Consider the following 25,330-nt stretch of genomic DNA (forward strand, 5'->3'; position numbering starts at 1 on the left):
GCTCTGGCGGCGACGATACCAGCGGGTTCAGGCCCGGCTGTGCTCCCTGGGGACCTCGGGCTCCGGGCTCGTGCGGGCCCGGCCCAGTTCCAGGGCGAGGGCTCCGGCGATCACGAGTGCCAGTCCCCCGACCTGTACCGCGGAGAGTTCGTCGCCGAGCAGCACGAGACCGATGACCGCGACGATCGCCACCCCGGATGACGTCCAGAGGCCGTAGGCGACGCCCACGGCCATGCCCCGCTTGAGTGCGAGCGCGAGCATGAAGTAGGCGACCAGGACGGCCGGGACGGCCACCAGGACCGCGACCGGGTGGGTGAATCCCTCGGAGAGGCCGGTGGCGGTGGCGCCGACCATCTCGGTCAGGAGTGCCGCCGCCAGGTAGAGCCAGGCCATGTTCGTTCCCCTCGTTCGGTCGGCCGCGCCCGCGCGGCCAACTACTTGAACTATCGTTCAGATAGGTGTGTACTCTGACACTAGATCTACTTGAACCATCGTTCAAGTTGTTGAGCCGGAGAACCTCAGGAGAACCCGTGTCCCTCGCCTATCTCTTCCTCGCCGGAACGATCGCCCTGGAGGTCGTGGGCGCGATCGCCAGCCGCTACTCGGACGGCTTCACCCGGCCCGCGCCCACCGCGGTCACCGTGGTGACCATCGTCGGCGCCTACTACCTGTTCGCCCTCGCTCTGGAGGAGGGGATCGGGCTGGGCGTGGCCTACGCCGTGTGGGCGGCCGTGGGCATCGTGGCCGTCACGCTCATCGGGGTGTTCGCGCTGCGCGACCGGATCACCCGCGTCCAGGTCGCCGGGGTCGTGCTGACCGTGGCCGGGGTCCTGGCGCTCGAACTCGGCGGGTGACCTACTGCTCGGGGTAGACCGACTGGATGCGCTCGGCGACGTCCGGGAAGCCGCTCCGCTCCAGGATCTCCACCTGCTCGCGGACGAACGCGGCGCGCTCGCTCTCCCCCTCGACGGAGTCGATGAGCCCGCGCAGGATGGCGACCTGGACGTCCTGCTCCATGCCGCCCTCGTCCACGTCCTCCTCGGCGGGCCACCAGTAGCTCTCGTAGCCCTCCTCGTCCACCCCGCTGCCGGCGGTGGGGACGGGCTCGGGCTCCTCCAGCAGGTCGGACAGCTCGTGCGACGGGACGGGGAACCTCGGCTCCGGTTCCAGGTCGAGCTCAGGCCCGGGGCCGGGGCCGCCGGTCATCGCTTCGCGCATCCGCGCGGCCTCGTGCTCGGCGGCCCTCAGCGCACGGTCCTTACGCAGGTGGGCCATGCGGCCGAGGCGCTCCTCGTCCTCGTCCTCCAGCTCCAGACGGACGTTCTCCGCCCACACCTGGATCGTGCCCCCGGCGACCGGTTCCTCCACCGCGAAGGCCGATTCCAGCTCGCTCTCGGCCACCGCGCGGTCCTCGGGGTGCGTGTCGCGCAGGAGTTCGCGGGCCCGCAGCACGACCGAGCGGACCGCCGGGCCCGCCGGGTTGCGCAGGCTCAGGTCGACCCGGTGGGCCCACCGCCAGTGCACGAGCGCGGAGAAGCCGAAGGCGTAGTCGTCCATCGCGCTCGGGAGATCGATCCGACGCGTGCGGACACCGAGGGTCCCGCTCTGACCGCGCGGCGCCTCGACGGGCGCGGGCTCGTCCCCCTGGTCCGAGCGGTCACGGAGTTCGTCCCCAGAGCCTCGCACGTCGGTCTCCTCCCGCCGCTCAGCCTCCCCGGCCCGGCCGGTCACCAGCTCCGCCGCCGTCACCAGCAGGTCCGGGCGCGCCAGGACCACGCCCAACAGCGCCATCGTGAAGGGCAACCACAGCAGAGTCCATTCCCCGACCAGCGGAAACAGCACCGCGGGGACGATCAACACCACGATGACCGCCGCGAGGCGGATACGGGCGAAGGTGGCCACGGGGTGTCTCCTCGTGCGGGGGCAAGGGGCTGGACGGGAAGGTTCCTCAGGCCAGTGTGCCCGAGAACCGGCGTGAACGCGTCACCAACGCCGAGTCGGAGCCCGGCCCAGGCCCGCTTCGGACCCACTCCTCCGCTTTCAGGACCGGCGGTCCCCGCTCGGGACAGAGTTCCTCCCGGGACCTGTTTCCCGGCCAGGCCCGTCGGATATGACCCCTGTGCCCGACCGGTGTCGCCGGGCTGCCCGCCCCGGTCCGTTTCCCTCCGCCTCTGCTGGCAGGCACCGGAACACCCCCGCTCTACCCCCCGTGAGGTGACAAGAATGTTCGGTGCGGAGCTCCGCCGCCGTCGGCAGGAAGCCGGGATGACCCTCGAGGACCTCTGCCGGAAGGTTCACTTCAGCAAGAGTCACCTGAGCAAGGTGGAGACCGGGGCGAAGAACCCCTCCCAGGACCTGGTGAGGGCCTGCGACGTGGCTCTCGGAGCCGAGGGCCTGTTGGCAGCACACGTCTCCGGACCAACCGAGAGCCAAACCGACCAGGCGGAGCCTCCTTCGGTCGACCAGGAGGTATGGCTCATGAGTATGACCCCGGACGGAGAAACGGGTTTCGCCGGAATGGACCGCCGGACCGCCCTCTCCCTCAGCGCCCTGAGCGTGCTGGGGGCGGGGCTGGGTGGTGCCGCCGGGCCCGGTGGCACCACCCAGGGAGGACACACCGACGCCGAACCCGCGCTCGCCAGCTTCCGTAGTCAGTTGGGCGAGCTCAGGACCATGGGGCAGCACATGGCCCCGTCCATGGTGTTCCCCATCGCCATCGTCCAGTCCAATGCCCTCCGCCAGCTGGCGAAGTCCGCTCCCCCGGCTCAGCGCCCAGCCGTGCTGAGGCTGGCCGCGCGGTTCGCGGAGTACACCGGGTGGATGGCCCAGGAGAGTGGATCGGAGCGCTGGGCACTGTGGTGGACCGACACCGCAGTGGCCCTGGCCGGTGCCGGAGGCGACGCGGAGATGGGCGAGTACGCGCTGGTGCGCCGAGCCCTGCTGACCATGTACGCGCACGACGGCCCGCAGACCGTTGCCCTGGCTCAGCAGGCCCAGATGTCACCTGGAACGTCGTCCCGGGTGCTCGGTCTCGCGGCGAAACGTGAAGCGCAGGGGCACGCCCTGATCGGTGACTTGGTGTCCTGTGAGCGCGCCCTGGAGCGAGCCCGTGAGCACCTCGCCGCTGATCAGGCCGGAGTCCCCGACGTTCAGACGGTCAGCCCGGAGATTCTTGGGTCCCGGCACGTCGGCGACCCGGTGGGGGTTACCCGAGGCTGGTGCCTGGTCGATCTGGGTCGCGTGGACGAGGCGGCCGAACTCCTGGACCAGGAATGCGCGTCGCTGCCCGAGAAGGCGATTCGGGCGCGGACCCGGTTCGGGGTGCGCCGAGCGCTCGCCCACGCCCTGTCCGGGGAGGTGGAGCAGTCCTGCACCATCGCCACCGAACTCCTGACCGGGGTGTCAGGGGTGGACTCGGCCACCGTCCGCCTGGACCTACGCCGCCTCCACCAGACCCTGGCGAGACACCACGGCCACCGATCCGTGCGTGAGCTCTCCCCGAGTCTCCTCACCGCTCTGAGCACGGTCTGAGCACGGTCTGAAACAGCATGGTCCTCGCCCCGATTCGGGGCGAGGACCATGCCAGCTGAACGGAAGCGGGACAAGGGCGGGGCCGTGCCCCAGGACAGCTCCCCGGCACGGCCCCTCGCTCGTTCAGTGGTGCGTCGTGATCAGAAAGGCACCCCGTTACCGTTGGGTGAGGGCACCGCCTCCGGCGCGAGGTACGTGAGGCCGATCAGGGGCGACTCGTCACCGCCTGCTTCACGTTCGGGCTCAAGCGGATGGCGGCGACGGATCATCTCCGCGATCCCGGTCAGGGAAGCCAACTCGAAATCCTTGACCAGTCTGTCCACGAGCTGGACTCGCAGGTCCTCGTTCTCCACGCCCTCGATCGCGTTCATCAGCACGCCGACCGCTCCGTCGAGAGCACCCTCGGCGCTGGTGGACGCCCCGCCACCGGAGGTCCGGGCGACCGTCACCTCGTCCGCCCAGTCCCGGCCCTCCGGCCACTCCCACACGGAACCGTCCGGTGACCGGCCCGCGAGTCCGGTCCCGTTGAGGAAGGAGAACGATTCCGGGGAGGCCACCCTCAGCCGATCCAGGAGATCGGCGGAGTCGACGCCCTTCGAGGCCTCCGCGACCCGCGTGAGCACCTCGATCAGTCCATGGGTCCGGTCGACGTCGGCGTCCCCTCGCACCAGGTCCCACACGATCGCGCTGCCGGGGGTCGCCAGCACGTCATCCGCGTAGTACCTGCGTTTCGCGGACTCCACCGAACGCTCCACCTCCCAGAGGACGCTCTCCTTCCGGGCCTTGGCGATACGGGCCAGCCGGGTCTCGTCCTCCTCGGAGAGCGCGAGCGTGACGTCCTCCGCCCACACCTCCACAGCCCCACCGAATCCGTGGGACGCCACTCCCAGCGTCGCCGCGACCTGGTGGAGCGCCATGTCGTGCTGCTCGGGTTGATACCCCTCGCTCACCCGTCGGGCCTGTTCCACGACGAGCTGTCTTGCCAGGCCCTCGGGATTGCGCAACCGGTGGTCCGGATCCCCCACCCACTTCCACCAGACCATGGCGGAGAGGACGAACGGGTACTCCCTGTCCTGACTGGGTGCCAGGGCCGCCTTGATCCGGGTGTTCTTCGGTCCGCTCTCCACGAACGGGTCCGGTGGGCGAACCGTCTCCCCGGGGGTCGCCGCCTTGGTGCTGTTGATCATGAGAGCGAGCACCCCGATGAGCACCAGAGGCGGTACCAACACCAGGGCCCACCAGTCGATGGTCAGGTACAGGACCACCCCCAACGAGACCAACGCTGCGGTCAGGATCGCGGCACGTCGCTGTGCGGGACTCATCCGTTCTCCTTCCTCGGTGTTCCGGCCGGGGTCGAGGTGTCCGCCACCGGTGACTCACGACCGTCCAGGCCCTCGGCGGCGTCGACCATACGAACGAGGAGTTCGCCGTCCGCCCGGTGGCTTTCCCGTTGTTCCGGAGTCGCCGTCCCGTCGGCCCAGCGCAGCCCGGAGGTGTAGAGGGCGGGCAGCGTCCCGGCAGAGACCGAGGCGGCCAGCAGCACCTCCATCAGCCTCCGCCCTGACCCGATCCACCGCGCCGCGTACGTTCTCGTTTGGGCCTGCTCACGGTGGAACAGCGCGGCCAATCCGGACTTGAGTCGCCACTCCACGGCGGTGCGACCGACTCGCTCCCGCAGGACGCCAGCCAATCGGGCGGGCGAGGTGAGATCCCACAGCAGGTCGCGATCCGTGCCGTGGTCCCAGCCCGGCTTGTGGCAGTGCTCCTGGAGCTGGTCACAGACCCTGACCAGAAGATTCAGGTACAGGGGGCGTTCGGTCGTCAGCGTGGCCAGTTCGGCCCGCGCAGCGTCGGCCACCGCCGTCTCCTGGTTCCCAGCGAGCAGGTGCAACCGGACGATCGCCTGTCCCGGGTGGGTCGCGGCCAGCTCCTGCGCGCAGACGGCGACCAGGACCTGACCGAGCTCCGGGGAGAGGGTCGCGTTCTTCGCCTTCGAGTAGATGAACTGGCGACCGTTCCTCCCGTACTGTTCGTGTCGCAGCACACTCGTCAGCAGTACGGCCGCCTGCGGAGCCGTCCATCGCCGTTGCCTGGACCATTTCTCGACCCGTGGGAAGAGCGCGCCGAGGTCCGATATCCGAAGCGTCTGCTCGGCCCAGCGCTCCGCGATCCGGTCACGGTCCACGGGCGGCAGTGAGCGATCGGCCATGAGAGCGTCCACCCACTGACCGAACGAGGTGTGGAGCCGGGGGTGCGCGTCCCAGAACGCCGACCGCAGTATCCGAGCACGGCCCATCCGTGTGAAGTACGCCCTGCGCTCGAAGCGTGTCTCGATCCCGCACAGACGCAGCTCCTCCTGGAAACCCGGCCGGTCGAGCAGGGGTGTCTCGTCATCGGGAAAGGAGACCTGGGACAGCAACAGATCCACCCCGACGGCCAGGTTCTCGACGGGAGCCCCCTCCATCAGGGAGGTGGCGAGGAGGATCGCCCGAGCACGCCCCTTCACGGCTTCAAGGTCCTCCGGTGGAGCCACCTCCCCCGATTCCAGGGCCCTGCCCAACCAGTCCCCGATCGTCCCCTTGTACCCGGCCTCCCCGTAAGCGGTGAAGGTGCGACGCGCCACTTCCTCTATCTCGCCCATGGTGGCGGTGTCGGCCCAGGTACGGACCCTCTGTGTGGCGTAGGCAGTGGAAGTACCCGGAACATTGCGGGACTCCAGGTGCCTGTCCAGCACGGCGAGCGGGTCCGGCCGGTCGAGGCGCACCACCAGGTCCCGCAGGGACGGGGAGAGCTTCCCCTCATCGCCTCGTCCGACCAGCACCACCAAGGAGGCTCCAGCGCGATGTACTCGCACGCGCAAACCCTCCAGCGCGTCGCGCAGGGGAGTGAGGGAGTACCCGCTCTCCCTGGTCAGATCCACGAGCAAGCGGGCTCCGCCCTCAAGCGTGGCTCCGTCGAGCTCCGGCTGACCGTCCGGACCGGTGCGAACGAGGTCGTCCTCGACGTCCCCGTCCACTTCCTCGCCCTCGGGCGCCAGGACCATCAGCGCCGCCGTCCTGGCACCGTCGCCCGGCGAGGAGCTGAGGACCACCGCGCCATGCTCGGCAATGACGGTGCGACAGTGGAGCTCGTCGAAGTCGGGCGGCGCGACGAACCGTCGACGCAGGGTCGCCAGCCGGTCACCCGCGACGATCCTGCGTTCCTTGACGTACGTGACGCCACCGTCGGCACCCGACCCGAGCCGCTCAGAGTAGGCGCTCACGTAGTACTGGTTCAGGTACTGGTCGCCGGTGACGTTGTTGATCGTCGCATCCTGGTTGACATCGCCCGACCCAGTGTGGGTGGTGGCTCGGTCACCGGTGACGGACATGGCAGGCGAACCGGGGGGACGCACGGTGTCCTGGGTGGTCACTCACGCCCCCGCCGGTCGGCGCGGCCGGTGTTCTGCTCCTTGATGCTCTGATCGCCGGACACGTTGTTCACGGTGGAGTTGTGGTCCCCGGAGACGTGGTGCACGGTGGAATTCTGATCCCCGGAGACATGGTGCACGGTGGAGTTCTGGTTGATGTCACCGGAACCGGTGCTGTTGGTCGCGTGGTCGCCGTTGACGACCACGCCGTGGTTGCTGAAGTCCCTGGCCTGGATCGCCGTCCCCTCGACGTTTCCCATGGTGTTGCCCGTACCGGGTTCGGACCGTTCCGCCGCCCCGGCCTCCTCCCTCGACCGCACCCTCTCCTCAAGTTCGGGGGCCGCGATCAGGACCGCCTCGGCGATCTCGTCGAGATCGGGGCCGATGGTCCGGTGACGGAGTCGCCGGTACTGGCAGCGAGCCAGGGCCGCGATCTCGTCGGGAAGGTCGGCGGCACGCAGACGGGGCGTCGAGTCGATCAGAACGGGGATCACGGTGGATCCGGCCTGGAAGGCCGCGGCGATCTCCCAACGCGTCCAGTCGTCCGGATCGTCGATCGCCCTCAGGCCGTCGCTCTCCCGCTTCTCCAACCAGCGGGTGCCAATGACCGCCAGGAGGACCTCACAACCACGAGCGGCCTTTTTGAGACTCCGCTCGAAGTCGACACCGGCCGGAATCGAATCACTGGCACGAAACACCTCACTCTCACCGAAACGCTGGGAAAGTTCCCGCCCGAGGTGCGTGGCGACCTGCTCGCCATCTCCGGTCCGATAGTTGATGAAACAGCTGGTCACGGATTTCCCTCCACACTGAAACACGTCATTCGAACGAACTTCACTGGACCCTGGGCAGCATTGGTCGCGGTGGTTGATATCGCCACCATCCGCCTTTTGCCAGCGCTCCGATAATGTGCCCAAACAGCTGATTCAGAAAGGCCAATGGGCTTGTTTCCCTCCGCCCAGGCGAGGGGAAACGGGAAACCTCCCGACGAGGTCGGCTCCGACGCCGTCGGGGCACCGCGGCAGGAGGGTCCCAGGGCACGTGAGTGGAGCGGTGTCCCTCGGGAGGGCGAAGACTCAGGAAACACTGGCGAAAGGTCTTCCGAGTTCCCTCCACAAAGGCCGTGCCGGGGCGCAGTATGACGGCATGCGATCACCCGACTTCACTTCGCCACAGGCCGAGGCCGCTCCGGGGCGGTCCGGGGCCCGGGGTCGCGGGAACCGTTTCCGACCCGAGGTACAGGGGCTGCGCGCCGTCGCCGTGCTGCTCGTGCTCGTCTACCACCTGAACCCGGAGCTGCTGCCGGGCGGGTACGTGGGCGTCGACGTGTTCTTCGTGATCTCCGGATTCCTCATCACCTCCCTCCTTCTGCGTGAGGTGCGGGAGCACGGCCGGGTGTCGCTGGCCGGGTTCTACGTGCGCCGGGTCCGGCGCCTGCTCCCGGCCGCCACCGTGGTCCTCCTCATGACCGGGGCCGCCGCGCTGGTGCTGCTGCCGGTCACCCGGCTGGGCGACACCGCCTGGCAGATGCTGGCGTCGGCCGCGTACGTGGAGAACCTGTACCTGGCCAACCAGACGCTGGACTACCTGGCGGCGGAGACCGCTCCGAGCCCAGTGCAGCACTTCTGGTCCCTGTCGGTGGAGGAGCAGTTCTACCTGCTGTGGCCGCTGCTGTTCGTGCTGTGGGCGCTCTTCCTGCGTGGTCGGCTCCGTGTGCTCACGGTGGTCCTGACGTCGGTGTTCGCCGCGTCGTTGGTCTGTTCGGTGGTCCTGACCGGGAGCGGCGATCCCTCCGCGTACTTCCTGCCCACCACCCGGGCCTGGGAGCTGGCGGCGGGAGGGCTGCTTGCGGTGTTCCTGGCCGACCGGGGGCTGCCGCGCCGACTGCGCCTGCCGTTGGGGTGGGCGGGGCTCGCCGCGGTGGTGGCCTCCGCCGTGTTCTACGACTCCGGCACCCCCTTCCCGGGGTACGCCGCGCTGCTGCCCGTGCTGGGCTGCGTCGCGGTGATCGCCGCCGAACGCTCCGAGGGTCCCTCCGCCGCCACGGTGCTGAGCACCGGCCCCGCCAGGTTCGTCGGTGACATCTCCTACGCGCTGTACCTGTGGCACTGGCCCCTGATCGTGTTCGCGCTCGTGCTGCTCGAACGGGACACCCTGGGGCCGCTCGGGACGGTGGCCGTCGCGGCGACGTCGATCCTGCTGGCATGGCTGACCAAGCTGTGGGTGGAGGACCCGGTGGCCCGGCACGGCCTGGTGCGTACCGGGCGCGGCGCGCTGTCCGTGGCACTGGTGGGCGTCCTGGCCGTGGCCGCCGTGTCCGCGACGGCGCTGGTGCGGGTGGAGCGGTTCCAGGCCAGCGACTTCGACCCGGAGCTGCACGTGGGGCCGAAGGCGATCGGTCTGCCCTCTCCCGAGGGTGCCTGGATGTACCCCTCACCGATCGGCGCGGAGGACGACACCCCCGAGGCGTACGACGACGGCTGCCACGCGGGCTTCGACAAACGGGACCCCTCGGACCCGTGCCTCTACGGCCCCGACGACGCGGACACCACGGTGGCGCTCACCGGGGACTCGCACAGCACACAGTGGTTCCCCGCCCTGCACGAGGTCGCGAAGGACCGGGGCTGGCGGCTCGCGGTGTTCAACAAGTCCGCCTGCGCGTTCACCGCCGCCGAGGTGGGCCGTGAGGGCGAACCCTACGAGGAGTGCCAGGAGTGGAACCAGGCGGTGGTCGACGAGATCGAGGACATGGAACCGGACCTGGTGGTCAGCAGTTCCTCGGCGGCCGGGCTCCCCTACGGCCACCAGTCGGGGCCGGAGGCGCGCGACGCCATGGCGGAGGGGATGGTCGAGCTGTGGGAGGAGGTCACCTCGTCCGGCACCCCGCTCGTCGCGATCCGAGACACGCCGCGCACCACGGCGGACGTGCTCGACTGCCTGGCCAAGAACGCGGACGACCCCTCGTCCTGCGATCGGCCGGTGTCGGACGCCCTGGAGCGGGACGACCCCCAGGAGCTGGCGGTCCGGGAGGTGGAGGGGGCCGAGATGGTCGACCTCAACGACCTGATCTGCACGGACGACACCTGTCCGGCGGTGGTGGGGAACGTGGTGGTCTACCGGGACTCCCACCACCTCACGGGCACCTACGCGCGGTTGCTCGCGGACGACATGGGTTCCCGGATCGACGAGGTCCTGGGCGGTTCCTGAGCGCTCACGGGGTGCGTTCGGCCGACCGGCGGAGGGTGTCGGCGATGACCGAGTCGGGGTTGGTACGGGCGACGGGCCAGCCGGTGTAGGCCTCCGCCAGATAGGTGCTCCCGGCCGCGGACGCGGTGAGCTGATCGATCTCGCCCAGTTGGCGACGGCGGCCGAAGGCGTCGGCGGCCGGGTCGGTGTGCAGCATGGACGTCATCCACCAGGAGAAGTGCTGCGCCCGCCAGACCCGGTCCGAGGCGGTACGTCCGTAGGAGTCGAGCAGGCCCGGGTCCCCCTGGTGGAAGTGGCGTTCGAGGGCCTGGCAGAGCACCGCGACGTCGGAGACGGCGAGGTTGAGGCCCTTGGCCCCGGTCGGCGGCACCGTGTGGGCGGCGTCCCCCGCCAGGAAGAGGCGGCCGTGGCTCATGGGGTCCACGACGTAACTGCGCATCGGGATGACGCCGCGCTGGATGATCGGGCCCTCCTTCAGCTCGAACCCGCCGCCGTTGACCCGGGCGCGCAGTTCGGCCCAGATCCGCTCGTCGCTCCAGTCCGCCGCGTCCTCGGCGGGATCGCACTGGAAGTACATCCGCTGCACCGTGGGCGTACGGGAGCTGATCAGCGCGAAACCGCGTTCGGAGTGGGCGTAGACCAGCTCGTGGGAGCTGGGTGGCGCCTCAGTGAGGATGCCGAACCAGCCGTGCGGGTAGGCGTGGAAGTAGTCGGTCCGCGCCTGGCGGGGGACGGCGGCGCGGCAGACCCCCTGGGTGCCGTCACAGCCGGCGACCACGGCACAGGAGAGCTCCACCCGGGTCCCGTCCGCCTCGGTGAAGCGGACCAGCGGGGCGCCCGTGGTGACGCCGTGGACGCTGACGTCGCTGACCCCGAACCGCAGGTCGCCCCCGGCGGCGAGGCGGGCGGCGATGAGGTCCTTGAGCACCTCGTGCTGCGGGTAGAGGTGGACGGCGCGGCCGGTGAGCGTGCGGAAGTCGATGCGCCGGGACTCGCCGCGGCAGCGGATCGCGACGCCCTCGTGGCGCTGGCCCTCCGTGAGGAGCCGGTCGCCCACCCCGGTTCCGGTCATGAGGTCGACCGTGCCCTGTTCCAGGATGCCGGCGCGGATGGTCGCCTCGATGTCGGCGCGTGCGCGCACGTCGATGACGACGGAGTCGATTCCGGAGAGGGAGAGCAGGTGGGAGAGCATCAGGCCCGCGGGCCCGGCGCCGACGACGGCCACGCGGGCCCTGACCTGGCGGGGGTTGGTGTCCATGGGCACAGCATGCGATCCGTCGTGGGGGCGGCACCAGTCCCGTTCCGTTGAATGGGACGGTTTCCGCCGTAGGGGATCAGCGGGAGGGGTACCGTGCGCGGCCCCTCGTTCGGATCACGCCCCCTCCCCTGGCCGGCGCGCCCATGGCCCGGGAGACGCCACGGGCCGCCGCCACGAGGGCCGGGAGGTGCGCGCGCGGTGGGGTGGCACCGGGGAACGGGACGACGACGGACAGGGCCGCCACCACCCGGTCGTCGCGGTCGCGGACCGGCGCGGCCAGACCCGCGGCGCCCGGGTCGATCATGCCGGGGGCGACCGCGTACCCGTCCCTGCGCACGGCGGCGAGCAGGCGCCGGAGCTCGACGGGGTCGGTGACGGTGTGCGGGGTGTGTGCTCGCAGGTCTGCGCCGAGGACCCGTTCCCGGAGTTCGTCGGGGCCGTGGGCGAGCAGCACCAGGCCCGTGGAGGTGGCGTGGACCGGCAGGCGCCCGGCGATCTCCGCGACGTTGCGCCCGGCCTCCCGCGCGGAGAGGCGTTCGAGGTAGAGGACGTCGTCGCCCTCCAGCACTCCCAGCTGGGTGTGTTCGCGCACCACCGCCTGGAGGTCCTCCATGAAGGGCAGTGCGGCGCGGCCGAGGTCACGGGCGGGTGAGGAACGCGCGGCCATCTCCCACAGCTGGTAGCCGACACGGACGCGCCTGTCGGGTTCGCGTTCCAGGGCTCCGAGCGTGACGAGCTCCGCCACCAGGCGGTGCGCGGTGGCCTTGGGGAGGCCGGTGTGGCGGGCGATCTCGGAGACCGTGAGCGAGGTGGAGACGGTGCTGAAGGCGCGGAGGATCCTCATGGTGCGGGTGAGCACGGACTCCCCCGACGCGGACCTGGCCATTCCCGAACACCTCCGGAGCTCGCCCCGCGTGTTCGCCCGGCGCCCGAACGGGCGGGGGGCGAACATCCGGTCCGGTCAGTCTCGCATCGAACGGAGTACCGCGCACGCGCGGGGCCGCGGTCCGGCGTCGGCGCGAGTCCGGGCGGGCCCCGATACCGGGCACGCGCCTTCTCCACCCCACGGGACCTGGCATCCTGGCTCCGGACCGACCACCCCTGCCCCCGGGCAGCTCGACAGGAGGCACCCACCATGGCCGTCTACGCCGTCACCTACACCTACGCGGAGAACAGCACCGAGGCACGCGACCAGCACCGCCCGGCGCACCGCGCCTACCTGGACGAACTCTCCGAGCGGAACGTCAACCTCTGCTCGGGCCCCTTCGGCCCGGACGACACCCCCGGGGCCCTGCTGCTCTTCCGGGCGGACTCCGCCAAGGAGGCCCTGGCCCACACCGAGCCCGACCCGTTCCGCCTGGAGGGCGTGGTCACGGACGTCTCGGTGCGGGAGTGGATCCCGGTCCTGGGGCCGCTCGCCAAGGAGTTCTGAGCCTCGGAACCCGTTCACGGGCCCGCCACGAGAGGCGGGCCCGTGAACGCGAGGACTCCCCCAGCTCGCAATTTCGCATGTTCTCATCATCCAGATGATTACAGTATCTTGATTGGTGAACGCTGAGGGGGATCCATGGAGTCGACGAGCACACCGCACACCACCGATCAGGACCTGCTGGTCCTGCACGCCCTGCGCTGCGCGGGGTTCTCCGGGACCGCCAGGTTGGCCGAGGTGACCGGCCTGAGCGAGGCGCAGGCCGAGTCCGAACTGATCGACCTCGCCGTCGCGGGACTGGTCACCCGCACCGCCGGGGACTTCGGCGGCTGGGGCCTGAGCGAGGCGGGACGCACGGCGGGCGTCGCGCGGATCACCGCCGAGCTGGACGCCACCGGCGCCCGACCCCTCGTGGAGCACACCCACGAGGGCTTCCTCGAACTCAACCCGGAGCTGCTGGACCTCTGCACCGCCTGGCAGCTGCGGACGGTGGACGGCGTACCGACCGTGAACGACCACACCGACCCCGACCACGACTCCCGGGTCCTGGAGCTGTTCTCCGATCTCGACCGGCGCCTGGCGGCCGTCTGCGACGACCTGTCCGCGCGCCTGGTCCGCTTCGGCCGCTACCGGGCCCGGCTCTCCGTCGCCCTCGACCGGGCCCGGGCGGGGGCCCGCGACCAGGTCGCGGACGGCACCGCCTCGTATCACGCGGTGTGGGCCCAGCTGCACGAGGACCTGCTGGTGACCCTCGGTCTCCCCCGGTACTGACGGAGACCCCGGAAAGGCGGTCGTGATGACGTGGACGCACCCACTCTCCGCACGGGTCGGGCACGGCCCGGACCTGCTGGGCGGCAAGGCCCACGGGCTCCTGACCCTGAGACGCCTGGGCCTGCCGGTACCGGCGGGGTTCGTCGTCACCACCGAGGCCTGTCGCGCCTTCCTCCGCGAGGGCCGGGATCCCGACGGCCTGCGCGATGAGGTCGCCGCCGCCGTCACAGCGCTGGAGGCCGGGACCGGACGCCGGTTCGGTGACCCGCGCGACCCCCTGACGGTGTCCGTGCGCTCCGGCGCCAGCGTCTCCATGCCCGGCATGATGACGACGATCCTCAACGTCGGCCCACCGACCTTCCGGGACGGCACGGCGGACCCCCTGGGGGCGCTGCACCAGGCGATCACGGACGTGTTCTCCTCCTGGAACACTCCCCGTGCCAGGACCTACCGCGCGCTGCACGGCGTGCCCGACGGCCTCGGCACCGCCGTGACCGTGCAGGTGATGGTGCGCGGGGACCGCGACGACCACAGCGGCAGCGGGGTCGCGTTCACCCACGACCCCAACACCGGTGAACACGGCCCCTTCGGCGAGGTGCTGTTCGGTCGCCAGGGGGACGCGGTCGTCTCGGGCACCACGCTGACCAGTCCCCTCGGAGAGCTCGCTGACCGGGAACCGGCCGTCTGGGCCGACCTGCTGGCCGCTCTGGACCGGGTGGAGGGGCACCATCGCGACGCCTGCTACGTCGAGTTCACCTACGAGTCCGGGCGGCTGTGGATGCTCCAGCTGCGCCCCGCCCGCCTGGTCGGGGCCGCCGCGGTCCGCGTGGCGGTCCATCTCGCGGAGGCGGGCGCGATCACCCGCGAGGAGGCCCTGCTGCGGGTGGCTCCCCCGCAGCTGCGGCACGCGCGCACCGCCCGCGCCGTCCCGCCGGACGGACGGCCCCCGCTCGCCCGGGGCGTGGGCGCCTGCCCGGGCGTGGCGGTCGGCCGCGTGGCGACCAGCGCGGAGCGGGCGGTCCGGACGGCCGAACGGGATCCGGTGGTCCTGTTCCGCCCGGAGACCTCACCGATGGACCTGCGCGGACTGGCCGCCTCGGCGGGGATCGTCACCGCACGGGGCGGCCCGGCCAGCCACGCCGCCGTGGTCGCCCGGTCCCTGGGCACTCCGGCGGTGGTGGGCGTGGGGGACCTGGCCGTGGAGCCCGGTGCGATCCGCGTCGGTGGCCACCGGGTACCCGAAGGCGCGACCGTGACCGTCGACGGCACCAGCGGTGAGCTGTTCCTGGGCCGCACCCGCGTCACCACGGGCGACGCTGGCGCTCCCCTCGGACAGCTGCTCACCTGGGCGGACGAGGTCGCGGGCGGGCCATCCGGAGAGACCGGCTCGGAGACCGAGGAGGCCCGCCTGCGCGCCGCCCACACCGTGCTGCGCGCATGAGCGCGTGGACCTCAGGACCCCGGGGTCGGCGGCGCGCTGCCGAGGGGTCCGTTCAGAGCACGCCCCGCTCGCTGAAGTAGCGAGCGGCGCCGGGGTGGACCCAGCCGGGGTCGACCCCGCTCAGCGCCTCTTCCGCGGTGGCGGTCACCTCACCGGGTATGCGGTCTCCGAGCTCCTCGTACACGGCGCCGACCAGCTCGTACGCCAGGTCCTCGTCGAGGTCGGCGTGGGCGTGGAGGGTCTTCCAGGAGGCCATCAGATTGACGTCCCCGTCCTGACCGGGCAGCGTCCCCGCCTCGACGGTGAGGTTCGTTTGGGAGGGGTCGACGCGGCCGACCGCCGCCACCACCTCCTCCGGGATCTCCAGGACGCGCGGGTCCGCCCCCTGCCGCTCGAAGTGGTCGAGCTCCGCGTTGCGGACCCCCTCCCAGAGGACGTAGACGTCGACGTCACCGTCGATGAGGAGCTGCTGCGAGGTGTGGCGGGACTCGAAGTCGGCCTCGGAGGCGACGTCCATGGCGAGCGGGTCCTGTCCCGCGGCGAGCAGGACCAGGTCGCTCAGTTCCAGGATCTCGGGGTTCTCCCGGGGGATGAGCGCCGTGGCACCGGCCAGATCCTCCAGAGTGTGGATGTCGGAGTCGGCCCTGACGACGTACTGAAGGGTCCTCGGCGAGACGTTGCCCAGGACCATGACGTTCTCGGGTTCCCGGACGGGGTCACCGTCACGCACGTCGAGGGTTCCGTCCCGGAGCCGGGTGTACCACGTGTTGTGCGTCAGCACGACGTCGTTGCGGTAGGCGGCGCCGTTCTTGGGCGCGTCGATCTCCCGCTCGAGGGCCAGGAACTCGGCGCCCGGGTCGAGCAGGTCGTTGGCGACCTGCTCCGAGAAGGTGACCTCGTCGATCTCCTCGGTCCACACCTCGGAGATCGTCCGGGCCAGACGCGAGGTCCTCAGACCCCAGGTGGCCTCGCCGACCAGGTAGTCGCCCGCGTAGGGAGGCGTGTCCGCGTCGTCGTCCACGTGCGCGGGCTCGGGCTCGGGTCGGCCGACGAGTCCGGGGAGCGCCCAGTGGAGAGCGCCGCCGAACAGGGCGACCGAGAGGACCGTGGCCCCGATGATCAACGGGGCCCGGAGGCGCCCGGGGTGGTCAGGCGTTCTGGGGGATGTGTACACGGTGTCCTTCGGGAAGGTGGTGCGGCCTCGGATCTCCCGGGCCCTGGGAGTCCGAGGGTCCGGGGGTTCCGGTCAGCGCCGCTGTCGCTGGTGGGCGGCTTCCTGCTCCGGGCCGGGGTACTGGCCCGGCGTCCGGTGCCCTCCCTCGCCAGGGCCCTGCCCCTGGGCGCCCTGGCCCGGGTACTGACCCTGCTGGTTGGTCCGGTCGAAGGCCTCCTGGGCCCGCTGCCCGCGCTCCCAGACGACGAAGCGCTCGCTCTCCCCCAACGCCATGGTGGTGAGCCAGACGGCGACGGCGACGTCGTCGACCAGGCCGAACACCGAGAAGATCAGCTCGGGGACGAAGTCGATCGGGGAGATGATGTAGCCGACCAGGACCAGCATCATGAAGAGCTTGCCGCCGCCGAGCTCCGGGTAGCGTCCGCGCAGCTTCGCGCCGAGCATGCGCGGGATCGCCCGGGTCCGCTCCCACAGCGAGACCTTGCTGTCCGAGTTCTGGATGACCTGCCAAGCGGCCGCACCGGCTGCGGCCCGGTTTGCCTTGCGCATCGTGTTCGTCTCCTCAGGGGGCACGTGACTTCTCAAGATATGACGCGAAGTCACCCTCGTTCGTTCCCCCTGACACGGACGACAACCCCGAACGAGACGGACACGACACCTGCGGACCGGCTCCCCGAACCGCCGAGTTGTCCACAGGAGGACCGGTGGCACTGGTGGGTCCGGAGCGGGAGGGGCATGCTGGAAGGAACGGCACCCCGCCCCTCCCACCGCCGCGCGACGCCACCACACCGTCGCCCAGCCACCGGACGCAGACCACGCACCCTCCCATCAGCGGCGACACCGCTCGACGAGGGTGGTTCCGGCTACGGCCAGCCGGAACGACGCCAGGAAACGAAGAGGACGAGGAGCACGAAAGACATAGGATCGCCCGCATACGGCCCCACACGGGCCGTCCCGGCCCGAAGTACTCCGGACACGTGACTGGCCGCCTCCGCCCCTCGACCGACCCCAGCGCCCCTTCCCGTTGTCCTGGTCACCTTGGCCTCATTGACGAAAACCCACCACATGGCGCAACCCGTGCCCCAAGGTGGTGAATACCGGGTCTCCCGCTGCACCACACCCATTCGTTACGATGCGTCCGAGTGGCACCTGAGACGCGGGGCGCCTCCGAAGCAACCGACATCGCCCGAGCGCGCAGAACCGATGGAGCCTTTCCAGTGTCCAATGCCCTACCGCGGTCGGAGACGACCGTAGCCCTGTTGGCGGACATCCCCAGCACGGGCCACGTGGGCGAGACCGGAGCACGGCGGTTCGCCATGAAAGGCGACGACGTGGGTGCGCGCAGCGCCGCCTTCGTCGCCTTCGCCATGGAGGAGGTACGGGCGGGTCGTCGGGTCGTGGCCCTCTACCCCGCCTGGCGCTCCACCGACGCCCAGAAGGCGGTCAACTTCGCGCGGGGTGCCCTGCGCACCGACCACATCGCGGGGATCAGCGTCGACCTGTCCCCCCTCGCCCTCTCCCTCATCGCCGACCAGCTCGCCTACCTCGCCCCCTACCTGCCGCCGGGCATGGTGGCGGCGCTCAGCGCGGAACTGCCCAAACACCTGTTGGCCGGGGCCTGGCTGAGAACGGTGTCCGGGCTGTCCACCCTCCCCACGAGCCTGCGCCAGCACATGGGTTCGTACGCGCCCACGGTCTCCTTCCTCGCCTACTGCGCCCCCTCCGCCCAGGTGGGGCGCCTGCGACCCTCCGACGTCATCAGCGAGCTGCCCTTCCGTCCGGTCCAACCGGTGCAGCTGCTGTGCTCCACCCCGGACCCGAGCATCACCCGGGTGTTCGACGAGAACCTGCCCCAGGCGATCCAGCCGGTGGCCACCCGGACCCTGCCCGTCCAACCACTCGGCAGTACCTACTGGGGCACCAGCAAGTACGTGGAGTTCGTGGCGTTGAGCGCCCACCCCCAGGCCCTCGCCTACGCCGCCGGGGCACTCAGAGCGGCGGAGTGCGCCTGGTGCGGTGAGCCCGTCACCGCCACCTCCTGCCCGTTCTGCGGCGGGGTCAGCAGCGGTACCCCCACCAGGACGCACCACGGCCCCTCCACCCAGACCGCGCCGGGCACCGCGTCCTACGGCACCGCCACCCAGGATCCCGGCACGCCCCGGACACCCTCCGGGCCCCGGCCACCCGTCTCCCCGGCACCGCCGGGCCCGCCCGGCTCCCCCTCGTCACGGGTCGACGCCGTACCGCGCGGAACCCAGGGACCCCACGGGACCCCCGACCCCCACAGCCCTCGTGCGCCCCAGGCGGCCCCGGCCCCGGCCCAACAGCCGACCGTCGTGCAGTGGGGCGCCCAGCCCCACCGGGCCGCGCCGAACCCTCCCCACGGGACCGGCCTTCCCTCCTCCGGCCCGCACCCCGACAGACCCCCCGTACCAGCGAACGGGCACCGGCCGTCCGCCCCGCCGAGCCCGCCACCGGGCCCCGCGAACCCGGACGCCCTGCCGAGCCCGGAATCCCCCAGGACCTTCTCCCGCTAGGGCCCGCCGCTCCGCCGCCCGGACGGACGGCCCCCGACGACACGGAAACGGATACCACCCCCTATGAACCCCCGTCAGCGACGCGGCGTACTCCTCATGGTCGTGGCCGCTATCGGCGCCGTCGCCGTGTTCGCCTCCGTCTTCACCTACGTCAACGGCCAGCAGGACCAGGGGGGCAGGGTCGCCACCGTCCTGAAACTGGTCGAGGACGTCGACGCCAACCAGCCGCTGGGCCAGGACTCGTACACCTCCGTCGAGGTGCCCGCGTCGTACTTCGACCCGGAGGTCTTCATCTCCGACCTGGAGGAGATCGACACCCCCGAGGGTCAGGAGCTGGTGGCCGCCAGCCACCTGACCGAGGGGGCCATCCTCCAGCACGGCATGGTCAAGCCCCAGCCGACCCTGACCGCCGGCGAGCGGGAGATCGCGGTCATGGTCAACGCCGAGACCGGGATGGCGGGCAAGATCCAGCGGGGCTCGGTCGTGGACATCTACGGCACCTTCCAGCCGCGCGACCACGGCGAGGCCTGCGCGACCCGGATCGTCACCGAGGTGGAGGTCCTGGACGTCGGGGAACTGCGCAGTCAGGAGTCCGACGCCGGCGGGGTGACCGGCGTCGTCCCGGTGACCTTCCGGCTCGACCCGCAGACCGCGCTCCAGCTCGCCTACGCCGAGGAGTTCGCCACCAAGCTCCGCATGGCCCTGGTGAGCGCGGCGGGCGGCGGAGACCCCGGTGACACCCAGGTGTGCAGCGGTGACTTCGAGGGGATCTTCGAGAACGCCTCCGGCGGAACCGGCCAGGACGACCAGAGCGACCAGCGGCGCACGCCGCACGAGGGGTAAGTACCAGTGAACTTCCGAGTCCTGGCGGGGATGCCCAGCTCCGAGACGGAGATGGTGATCGCGGCGCGCTTCGAGGAGCTGTCCGGGGCCGACCTCGTCTCGTCCCGTCTCACCAGCACGGACCTGATCAGCGGGGCGGGAGAGTACCCCGACCTCGACGTGGTCCTCGTGCACCAGGAGCTGGGTCCGACCCCCGTCTTCGACACGATCCGGGACCTGTCGCACCGGCATCCGCAGTTGGCGATCCTGCTGGTCTCGCCGTCGATGGACCCGGACACCTTCACCGCGGCGATGGAGGCGGGAGCACGGGGCGTGGTCCCGGCCGACTCCGGTGCCACCGAACTGGAGACCCGGGTGGCCAAGGCCGCCGAGTGGTCGCGGACCCTGCGCCGACACCTGGAGTCGGCGTCGCTGGACCTGCCCGCCTCGGGGGTGCGCGGCCGGATCCTGACGCTCAGCGGGGCCAAGGGAGGGGTGGGCACCACCACCTGCACCGTGCACCTGGCGATGGCGGCGGCCCGGCGGGACCGGCTGGTGTGCCTGGTCGACCTGGACCTCCAGGCCGGTGACCTGCCCTCCTACCTCAACCTCCAGCACCGCAGGTCCATCACGGACCTGGTGGACGCCGCCGACGACATCAGCCCCGGAATGCTCGCCGAGACCCTCTACGTGGACCCGCGCGGCCCCCACGTGCTCCTCGCGCCCCAGCACGGCGAGCGCGGCGAGGACGTCACCGCGCGGGCCACCCGCCGTATCCTGAGCGCCCTGCGGTCCCGCTACGAACTGGTGATCGTGGACTGCGGCTCCACCATGAACGAGGCGACCGCGATGGCGGTGGAGGTGGCCGACAGGTCCGTGGTGACGGTGACCCCCGACGTGCCCGCGCTGCGGGGCGCCCAACGGCTGATGGCCATGTGGGAGCGCCTCCAGATCCGCTCGCACGAGGACGTCTACTCGCTGGTCAACCGGCACAGCCGGAAGAACGAGATCCAGCCGGACTTCCTCCAGCAGCTGCTGGGCACCAAGGTGCTGCGCACACCCGTCCCCGCGGCCTACCGGGCGCTGGAGCCCGGGGAGAACAACGGGGACCCCACGAAGGTGACCGACGAGGGACTGCGCAAGGCCTTCGCGCGGCTCGCGTCGGAGCTGGACCTGCTCGTTCCGCCCGCCGCCGTCTCGGGCGGAACCGGGCAGGGCGGCCACACGACCCCCTCGGCCGGACTCCCCCAGGGGTTGGCCGGGCTGGCCTCGCGTGCCCAACCGCCGAGCGGCCCCACCACCCGGGACGTGTCCGGGTTCCTCAACGCCATGGGCGGCCCCGAACCGTCCGCCGGTCACCAGTCCCGGCCGGTCGGGCCGCCCTGGGGTCAGGTCGGCCCCCAGCACTCAGGAGGGATCGGTGGCTGAGGACCACCGGGGATCCGTGAGGAGACGGACCACCCGGGACGACCGCGGCGCGATCTTCGTGGAGTTCGCGGCCATGGTTCCGTTCATGATGCTGGCGCTGGCCCTGGTGTGGCAGGTGCTGTTGGTCGGCGTCACCTCCATGTACGCCTCCCACGGTGCCGCCGAGGCGGCCAGGCAGGCCTCCGTCACGCCGGACGACATGGCGCGCATCGACGAGGAGGCGCGCAAACGGGTGGGGGCGCCCTGGGACGGTGAGGACGTGCTGACCACGGAGATCGTCGAGCGCGACGGCGACCGGTTCGCTCGGGTGAGCCTGGACATGCCGGTCTTCCTCCCGGGCGTGACGGCTCCGTGGCCGATCACCGGGGAGGCGAAGGTGGTCACGGAGGTTCGCCCGCGCGGGACCACCGACCCCGAGGGGGTGGAGTCCCCCTGAGCGGCACACCCCCCACCGAGCGCGCCCGTGGGCCCCGGATCCCCGGGACGCGCCGCCCGGCCACTCACGGCGCGGGGACGGATCCCGGAACACGGGCCCCCGTCCTCCGGAGGCTGCTGTTCGGCGGCCAGCCGCGGTCGGACCGGGGCGGGCCCATCCTGGAGTTCGCCGCGACCCTGCCGGTCCTGCTGCTCACGGTGGTGGTGGCGATGGAGGTCTTCCTGGCCTTCACCGCCGTCGAACGCATCGAGTCGGCCGCCAGGGCGGGTGCCCGGGCGGCCGGGACCCAGCAGCTGTCCGGGGCCGAGGACGCCGCCCGCACCGCCCTGCCCGGCTGGTTGGACGACGCCACGGTCACCAGCGGGGCCAACGACAGCGACGGCTACTTCGTGGAGGTCTCGCATCCACTGCCGATCGTGTTCTCGTCGGTGGACCTGAACCTGACACTGACCCGACGGGTGGACATGCCGAACGTGTGAGGCGGGCGGGACCCGCGCGACCAGGACGGCACCGGCAAGGGAGGACACGAGGGACATGGGGCTGAAGGACCGGTTGGAGGAGGACCGCGGCGTCGAGGAGCGCGCGGACCGCGGGAGTGTGACGCACTGGCGGCGGCGCCTCCTGGAGGAGATCAACCTGGAGGACCTGACCCAGCTGACGCTCGCCCAGCGCCGCGTCCGCCTGGAGAGGGTCGTCGGACACCTCCTGTCCCGCGAGGGCCCGGTGCTGTCGGACCGCGAACGCTCGGTGCTGATCCGCCGGGTCGTGGACGAGGCGCTGGGGCTGGGCGTGCTGGAGCCGCTGCTGGCCGACGAGAGCATCACCGAGATCATGGTCAACGGCCCCGACAACGTGTTCGTGGAACGCGGCGGCCGCATGGAGCGGATCGACGCGGCCTTCAACGGCGAGGAGCAGCTGTACCAGACCATCGACCGGATCGTCTCGCTGGTCAACCGGCGCGTGGACGAGTCCTCACCGATGGTGGACGCCCGGCTGCCCAGCGGCGAGCGGGTCAACGTGATCATCCCGCCGCTGTCCCTGTCCGGCCCCGTCCTGACCATCCGGCGCTTCCCCAAGCCCTACCCCATCGAGGAACTGGTGCGGATGGGCAGCCTGGACCAGGCGACCGGGGTGCTGCTGTCCGCGATGGTGCGGGCCCGGTTCAACATCGTCGTGTCCGGCGGTACCGGCACCGGAAAGACGACCTTCCTGAACGCGCTGTCGGCCTTCGTGCCCAGCCGGGAGCGGATCGTCACGATCGAGGACTCCGCCGAACTCCAGCTGATGCAGGAGCACGTGGTGCGGCTGGAGTCGCGGCCGGCCAACATCGAGGGCCGGGGCGGGATCGCCATCCGCGACCTCGTCCGCAACGCGCTGAGGATGCGCCCGGACCGCATCATCGTCGGTGAGGTCCGCGGCCCGGAGACCATCGACATGCTCCAGGCGATGAACACCGGCCACGATGGCTCCTTGGTGACCGTGCACGCCAACTCCGCCGACGACGCCATCCACCGGTTGCAGACCCTGGCGACCCTGGGCGAGGGGAACATCCCCTACGACGCGATCCGCGACCAGATCAACAACGCGGTGGACGCGGTCGTGCACCTGGGCCGGTGGCCGGACGGCTCGCGACGGATCAACGAGATCGCCGTGGTGTCCTCGCGCCGACGCGAGGAGTTCCGGCTGGACCGGCTCATGGAGTTCGCGGCGCTTCCGGCCAACCCCGACCGCACCGTCGAGGGGCGGTTCCGGCACCACCCGCTGCCGCGCCACGTCGCCGGTCGGATCTACCACGTGGGGGAGAGCATCCCCTCCGTGTTCGGGGTCGTGACCGACGACCGCGACCAGGGCAGCCGTTGAGGGCCCGCACCGCGTCCGCGAGGACGTACCCCCCGCGAAGTACGACACCGGGCCGCTGGACGGCACCGGCCCGAAGGGAGTCCGGGTGAACTGGCAGGTTCCGGCGATCCTCGGCGGCCTCGCCCTGGTTCTGTTCCTGATGCTGTGGGCGCTGTGGGAGTTCGTGGCCAGCGCCGAGCAGCGGCGGTTGATCGCCGCGCGCAGCGCCCTGGACCAGGCGGAGTACGCCGCGTCCACTCCCATGGCCAGGTTCGACGCCTGGTTGCGGCGCACGCAGTGGGGTGCGCGGCTGGCACGCCGTATGGCGCGTTCGGGCACGGACATGCGCCCGGCCACGTTCGTCGTGGCGCTGGTGTCCGGGGCGCTGCTGGCGGTCCTGGTGGTGTGGCAGGTCCTCGCGCCGTTCTTCGGTCTGCTGGCCGCCGCGGGCGTGGGCTTCCTGTTCTTCTCCTACCTGCGCCGGGCCGAGGCCAAGCGGCGGGAGGAGTTCACCAACCAGTTGCCCGACCTGGCACGGGTGCTGGGCAACGCGACCTCCGCCGGGCTGGCGCTGCCGACGGCGGTGGCCATCGCCGCCGACGAGCTGGACGGCCCGGCCGGGGAGGAGCTCGGCCGGATGGCGGAGTCCATGAAGCTCGGCGCGAGCTTCGAGGAGGCCATCGCGGATCTCCGCCAGCGCATGCCCTCACGCGAACTGGGCGTGCTGTTGTCCACGCTGCTGGTGTCGTCGAGGTCCGGCGGGTCCCTGGTGACGGCCCTGCGCAACATCTCCTCCACGTTGGAGAGCCGCAAGGAGACGCGACGTGAGGTGAGCACCATCCTCAGTGAGACGACCTCCACCGCGTGGGCACTCGGGTTCATGTCGGTGGGCGCCCTGTTCCTGATCAACGGCGTCGAGCCGGGGATCATGCGCACGATGACCGGCTCCGGCTCCGGGATCGCGGTGCTGCTGGTCGTGGCGGCGCTGTACACGACCGGATTCGTGCTGGTCGCCCGCATCACCAGGTTCAAGATGTAGCGCCTCGTAAAGTCACGGTCCCCGCCCCGCTCCTCGAAGGACACCCCCATGAACCTCCCGTTCCTGATCCCCCTGGCGGCCGCCCTCGCCTCGGCCCTGGTCGTGTTGCTCGGTGTCTACGGCCTGCACCTGACCCAGTCGCAGACCCGGGTGGCGGTGGACGACCCGGTCAACGCCCCGGTGACCACCAAGAGCGACGACACCTTCTTCCTGCACCGGATCACCGAGCGGATCGGACGCCCCTTCTCCAAGGCGCTGATGGCGTCGATGAGCGAGAAGGCGAAGGCGTCCGTCTCCTCCCGCATCGAGGCGGCGGGGCGACCGGACGGCCTGACCACGGAACGGTACGTGCGGCGCAAGGTCGGTGAGGTCGCGATCTACGGGACCCTCGCGGTCGTGGTGCTGCTGGCCGGTTCCAGTCCGTTGCTCGCCCTCCTGGCGCTGGCCTTCGCGGGGCTGACCGACCTGAACCTGTACGTGCAGACCCAGGAGCGCGCCGACGAGGTGCAGACGCAGTTGCCGGACTTCCTGGACGTGCTCGCGGTGACGGTGAGCGCGGGCATGTCGTTCCGCGCCGCCGTCGCCCGGGTGGCGGTGTCGATGCCGGGGGTCCTGGCGGACGAGTTCACGATCGCGCTCCACCAGATGGAGCTGGGCACCTCCCGCCGGGAGGCCTTCGAGTCACTGCGCCGCCGCAACCGCAACGAGTCGCTCAGCAAGTTCGTCACCGCCATCCAGCAGGCCGAGGAGCTGGGCGCGCCGTTGAGCGACACCCTGGTGGACATCAGCAAGGACATGCGCCTGGCCGACGCCCAGTACATGCGCCGCAAGGCCCAGCGCCTCAACCCGAGGGTGACGATGGTGACCGCGGCGACCCTGCTCCCGGGGCTGCTGATCCTCATCATCGGCTCGATGTTCCTGGGGACCGAGATCGACCTGGGCACCCTCCTCGGCGGATAGGCCACCGGAGCCCCGTGACCGGGTCGCGGCTGGCGCCGGGGTGCCCCGG

General features: G+C 71.1%; 23 protein-coding genes. 14 read left to right on the plus strand and 9 right to left on the minus strand.

Going from position 1 to position 25,330, the window contains the following annotated elements; translation table 11 throughout:
* Positions 1 to 27: 27 nt before the first annotated feature.
* A complete protein-coding gene (locus AC0VYM_RS22135) occupies positions 28 to 393 on the minus strand; it encodes a DMT family transporter (RefSeq protein ID WP_475455172.1) in 366 nt (121 codons plus the stop codon).
* Positions 394 to 530: 137 nt separating this feature from the next.
* Between AC0VYM_RS22135 and AC0VYM_RS22140 the strand changes: the two genes are divergently transcribed.
* The gene (locus tag AC0VYM_RS22140) at positions 531 to 854 is read left to right on the plus strand and encodes a DMT family transporter (RefSeq protein ID WP_475455174.1); all 324 of its coding nucleotides are present in this window, start codon (positions 531 to 533) and stop codon (positions 852 to 854) included.
* A gap of 1 nt (position 855) precedes the next feature.
* Here AC0VYM_RS22140 and AC0VYM_RS22145 read toward each other — a convergent pair whose 3' ends face one another.
* Positions 856 to 1,902: a hypothetical protein gene (locus AC0VYM_RS22145; protein WP_475455176.1), complete on the minus strand. Its 1,047-nt coding sequence runs from the start codon at positions 1,900 to 1,902 to the stop codon at positions 856 to 858.
* Positions 1,903 to 2,223: 321 nt separating this feature from the next.
* Here AC0VYM_RS22145 and AC0VYM_RS22150 point away from each other — a divergent pair, with 321 nt between their 5' ends.
* The gene (locus AC0VYM_RS22150; protein ID WP_475455178.1) at positions 2,224 to 3,531 is read left to right on the plus strand and encodes a helix-turn-helix domain-containing protein; all 1,308 of its coding nucleotides are present in this window, start codon (positions 2,224 to 2,226) and stop codon (positions 3,529 to 3,531) included.
* A gap of 140 nt (positions 3,532 to 3,671) precedes the next feature.
* On the opposite strand, the gene AC0VYM_RS22155 is transcribed toward AC0VYM_RS22150, so the two are convergent.
* Genes AC0VYM_RS22155 through AC0VYM_RS22165 form a run of 3 tightly spaced genes read right to left on the minus strand, consistent with a single transcriptional unit; the run spans position 3,672 to position 7,734 of the window.
* Complete coding sequence (locus AC0VYM_RS22155) at positions 3,672 to 4,853, minus strand: hypothetical protein (protein WP_475455180.1); 1,182 nt, start codon at positions 4,851 to 4,853, stop codon at positions 3,672 to 3,674.
* On the minus strand, positions 4,850 to 6,943 hold the full coding sequence (locus AC0VYM_RS22160) for a hypothetical protein (protein ID WP_475455182.1): 2,094 nt from the start codon (positions 6,941 to 6,943) through the stop codon (positions 4,850 to 4,852). The genes AC0VYM_RS22155 and AC0VYM_RS22160 overlap by 4 nt, the downstream gene beginning before the upstream one ends.
* Positions 6,940 to 7,734, minus strand: coding sequence for a toll/interleukin-1 receptor domain-containing protein (locus AC0VYM_RS22165; protein ID WP_475455184.1), 795 nt, complete (start codon positions 7,732 to 7,734; stop codon positions 6,940 to 6,942). Before AC0VYM_RS22165 ends, AC0VYM_RS22160 begins: the two co-directional genes overlap by 4 nt.
* A gap of 352 nt (positions 7,735 to 8,086) precedes the next feature.
* Here AC0VYM_RS22165 and AC0VYM_RS22170 point away from each other — a divergent pair, with 352 nt between their 5' ends.
* Positions 8,087 to 10,147 carry an acyltransferase family protein gene (locus tag AC0VYM_RS22170; RefSeq protein WP_475455186.1) on the plus strand — a complete coding sequence of 687 codons (2,061 nt, stop codon included), beginning with the start codon at positions 8,087 to 8,089 and terminating at the stop codon, positions 10,145 to 10,147.
* Positions 10,148 to 10,151: 4 nt separating this feature from the next.
* Here AC0VYM_RS22170 and AC0VYM_RS22175 read toward each other — a convergent pair whose 3' ends face one another.
* Both AC0VYM_RS22175 and AC0VYM_RS22180 read right to left on the minus strand, forming a co-directional pair.
* Positions 10,152 to 11,405, minus strand: coding sequence for a 4-hydroxybenzoate 3-monooxygenase (locus AC0VYM_RS22175; protein ID WP_475455188.1), 1,254 nt, complete (start codon positions 11,403 to 11,405; stop codon positions 10,152 to 10,154).
* A 76-nt stretch (positions 11,406 to 11,481) separates the two neighbouring features.
* On the minus strand, positions 11,482 to 12,291 hold the full coding sequence (locus tag AC0VYM_RS22180) for an IclR family transcriptional regulator (RefSeq protein WP_475455190.1): 810 nt from the start codon (positions 12,289 to 12,291) through the stop codon (positions 11,482 to 11,484).
* Between the two features lie 249 nt (positions 12,292 to 12,540).
* Between AC0VYM_RS22180 and AC0VYM_RS22185 the strand changes: the two genes are divergently transcribed.
* From AC0VYM_RS22185 to AC0VYM_RS22195, 3 genes are all read left to right on the plus strand, one after another.
* Complete coding sequence (locus tag AC0VYM_RS22185; protein ID WP_475455192.1) at positions 12,541 to 12,837, plus strand: YciI family protein; 297 nt, start codon at positions 12,541 to 12,543, stop codon at positions 12,835 to 12,837.
* 135 nt (positions 12,838 to 12,972) lie between these two features.
* Positions 12,973 to 13,605, plus strand: a complete 633-nt coding sequence (locus AC0VYM_RS22190) for a transcriptional regulator (RefSeq protein WP_475455194.1) — start codon at positions 12,973 to 12,975, stop codon at positions 13,603 to 13,605.
* A 25-nt stretch (positions 13,606 to 13,630) separates the two neighbouring features.
* Positions 13,631 to 15,046 (plus strand): PEP/pyruvate-binding domain-containing protein, encoded by a 1,416-nt coding sequence (locus AC0VYM_RS22195; RefSeq protein WP_475455196.1) that lies wholly within the window; start codon positions 13,631 to 13,633, stop codon positions 15,044 to 15,046.
* A 52-nt stretch (positions 15,047 to 15,098) separates the two neighbouring features.
* Here the strand turns inward: AC0VYM_RS22195 and AC0VYM_RS22200 are convergent, their stop codons facing one another.
* Together AC0VYM_RS22200 and AC0VYM_RS22205 are read right to left on the minus strand one after the other, a co-directional pair.
* Positions 15,099 to 16,220 (minus strand): TAXI family TRAP transporter solute-binding subunit, encoded by a 1,122-nt coding sequence (locus tag AC0VYM_RS22200; protein ID WP_475455197.1) that lies wholly within the window; start codon positions 16,218 to 16,220, stop codon positions 15,099 to 15,101.
* Between the two features lie 72 nt (positions 16,221 to 16,292).
* Positions 16,293 to 16,769: a YkvA family protein gene (locus AC0VYM_RS22205; RefSeq protein WP_475455199.1), complete on the minus strand. Its 477-nt coding sequence runs from the start codon at positions 16,767 to 16,769 to the stop codon at positions 16,293 to 16,295.
* 710 nt (positions 16,770 to 17,479) lie between these two features.
* Between AC0VYM_RS22205 and AC0VYM_RS22210 the strand changes: the two genes are divergently transcribed.
* From AC0VYM_RS22210 to AC0VYM_RS22245, 8 genes are all read left to right on the plus strand, one after another.
* Positions 17,480 to 18,757, plus strand: coding sequence for a hypothetical protein (locus AC0VYM_RS22210; RefSeq protein WP_475455201.1), 1,278 nt, complete (start codon positions 17,480 to 17,482; stop codon positions 18,755 to 18,757).
* A 63-nt stretch (positions 18,758 to 18,820) separates the two neighbouring features.
* The gene (cpaB, locus tag AC0VYM_RS22215) at positions 18,821 to 19,600 is read left to right on the plus strand and encodes a Flp pilus assembly protein CpaB (RefSeq protein WP_475455203.1); all 780 of its coding nucleotides are present in this window, start codon (positions 18,821 to 18,823) and stop codon (positions 19,598 to 19,600) included.
* Positions 19,601 to 19,606: 6 nt separating this feature from the next.
* Positions 19,607 to 21,007, plus strand: coding sequence for a CpaE/TadZ family protein (locus AC0VYM_RS22220; protein ID WP_475455205.1), 1,401 nt, complete (start codon positions 19,607 to 19,609; stop codon positions 21,005 to 21,007).
* Between the two features lie 58 nt (positions 21,008 to 21,065).
* Positions 21,066 to 21,443, plus strand: a complete 378-nt coding sequence (locus tag AC0VYM_RS22225) for a pilus assembly protein (RefSeq protein WP_475463164.1) — start codon at positions 21,066 to 21,068, stop codon at positions 21,441 to 21,443.
* A 113-nt stretch (positions 21,444 to 21,556) separates the two neighbouring features.
* Positions 21,557 to 21,922 carry a TadE/TadG family type IV pilus assembly protein gene (locus AC0VYM_RS22230; protein WP_475463165.1) on the plus strand — a complete coding sequence of 122 codons (366 nt, stop codon included), beginning with the start codon at positions 21,557 to 21,559 and terminating at the stop codon, positions 21,920 to 21,922.
* A gap of 55 nt (positions 21,923 to 21,977) precedes the next feature.
* The gene (locus AC0VYM_RS22235; protein WP_475455207.1) at positions 21,978 to 23,303 is read left to right on the plus strand and encodes a CpaF family protein; all 1,326 of its coding nucleotides are present in this window, start codon (positions 21,978 to 21,980) and stop codon (positions 23,301 to 23,303) included.
* An 85-nt stretch (positions 23,304 to 23,388) separates the two neighbouring features.
* Entirely contained in the window at positions 23,389 to 24,321 is a 933-nt protein-coding gene (locus tag AC0VYM_RS22240; RefSeq protein ID WP_475455209.1) for a type II secretion system F family protein, read from the plus strand.
* Between the two features lie 48 nt (positions 24,322 to 24,369).
* Positions 24,370 to 25,281: a type II secretion system F family protein gene (locus tag AC0VYM_RS22245; RefSeq protein ID WP_475455211.1), complete on the plus strand. Its 912-nt coding sequence runs from the start codon at positions 24,370 to 24,372 to the stop codon at positions 25,279 to 25,281.
* Positions 25,282 to 25,330 lie beyond the last annotated feature (49 nt).

It is taken from the genome of Nocardiopsis sp. iso_237 (assembly GCF_056173345.1).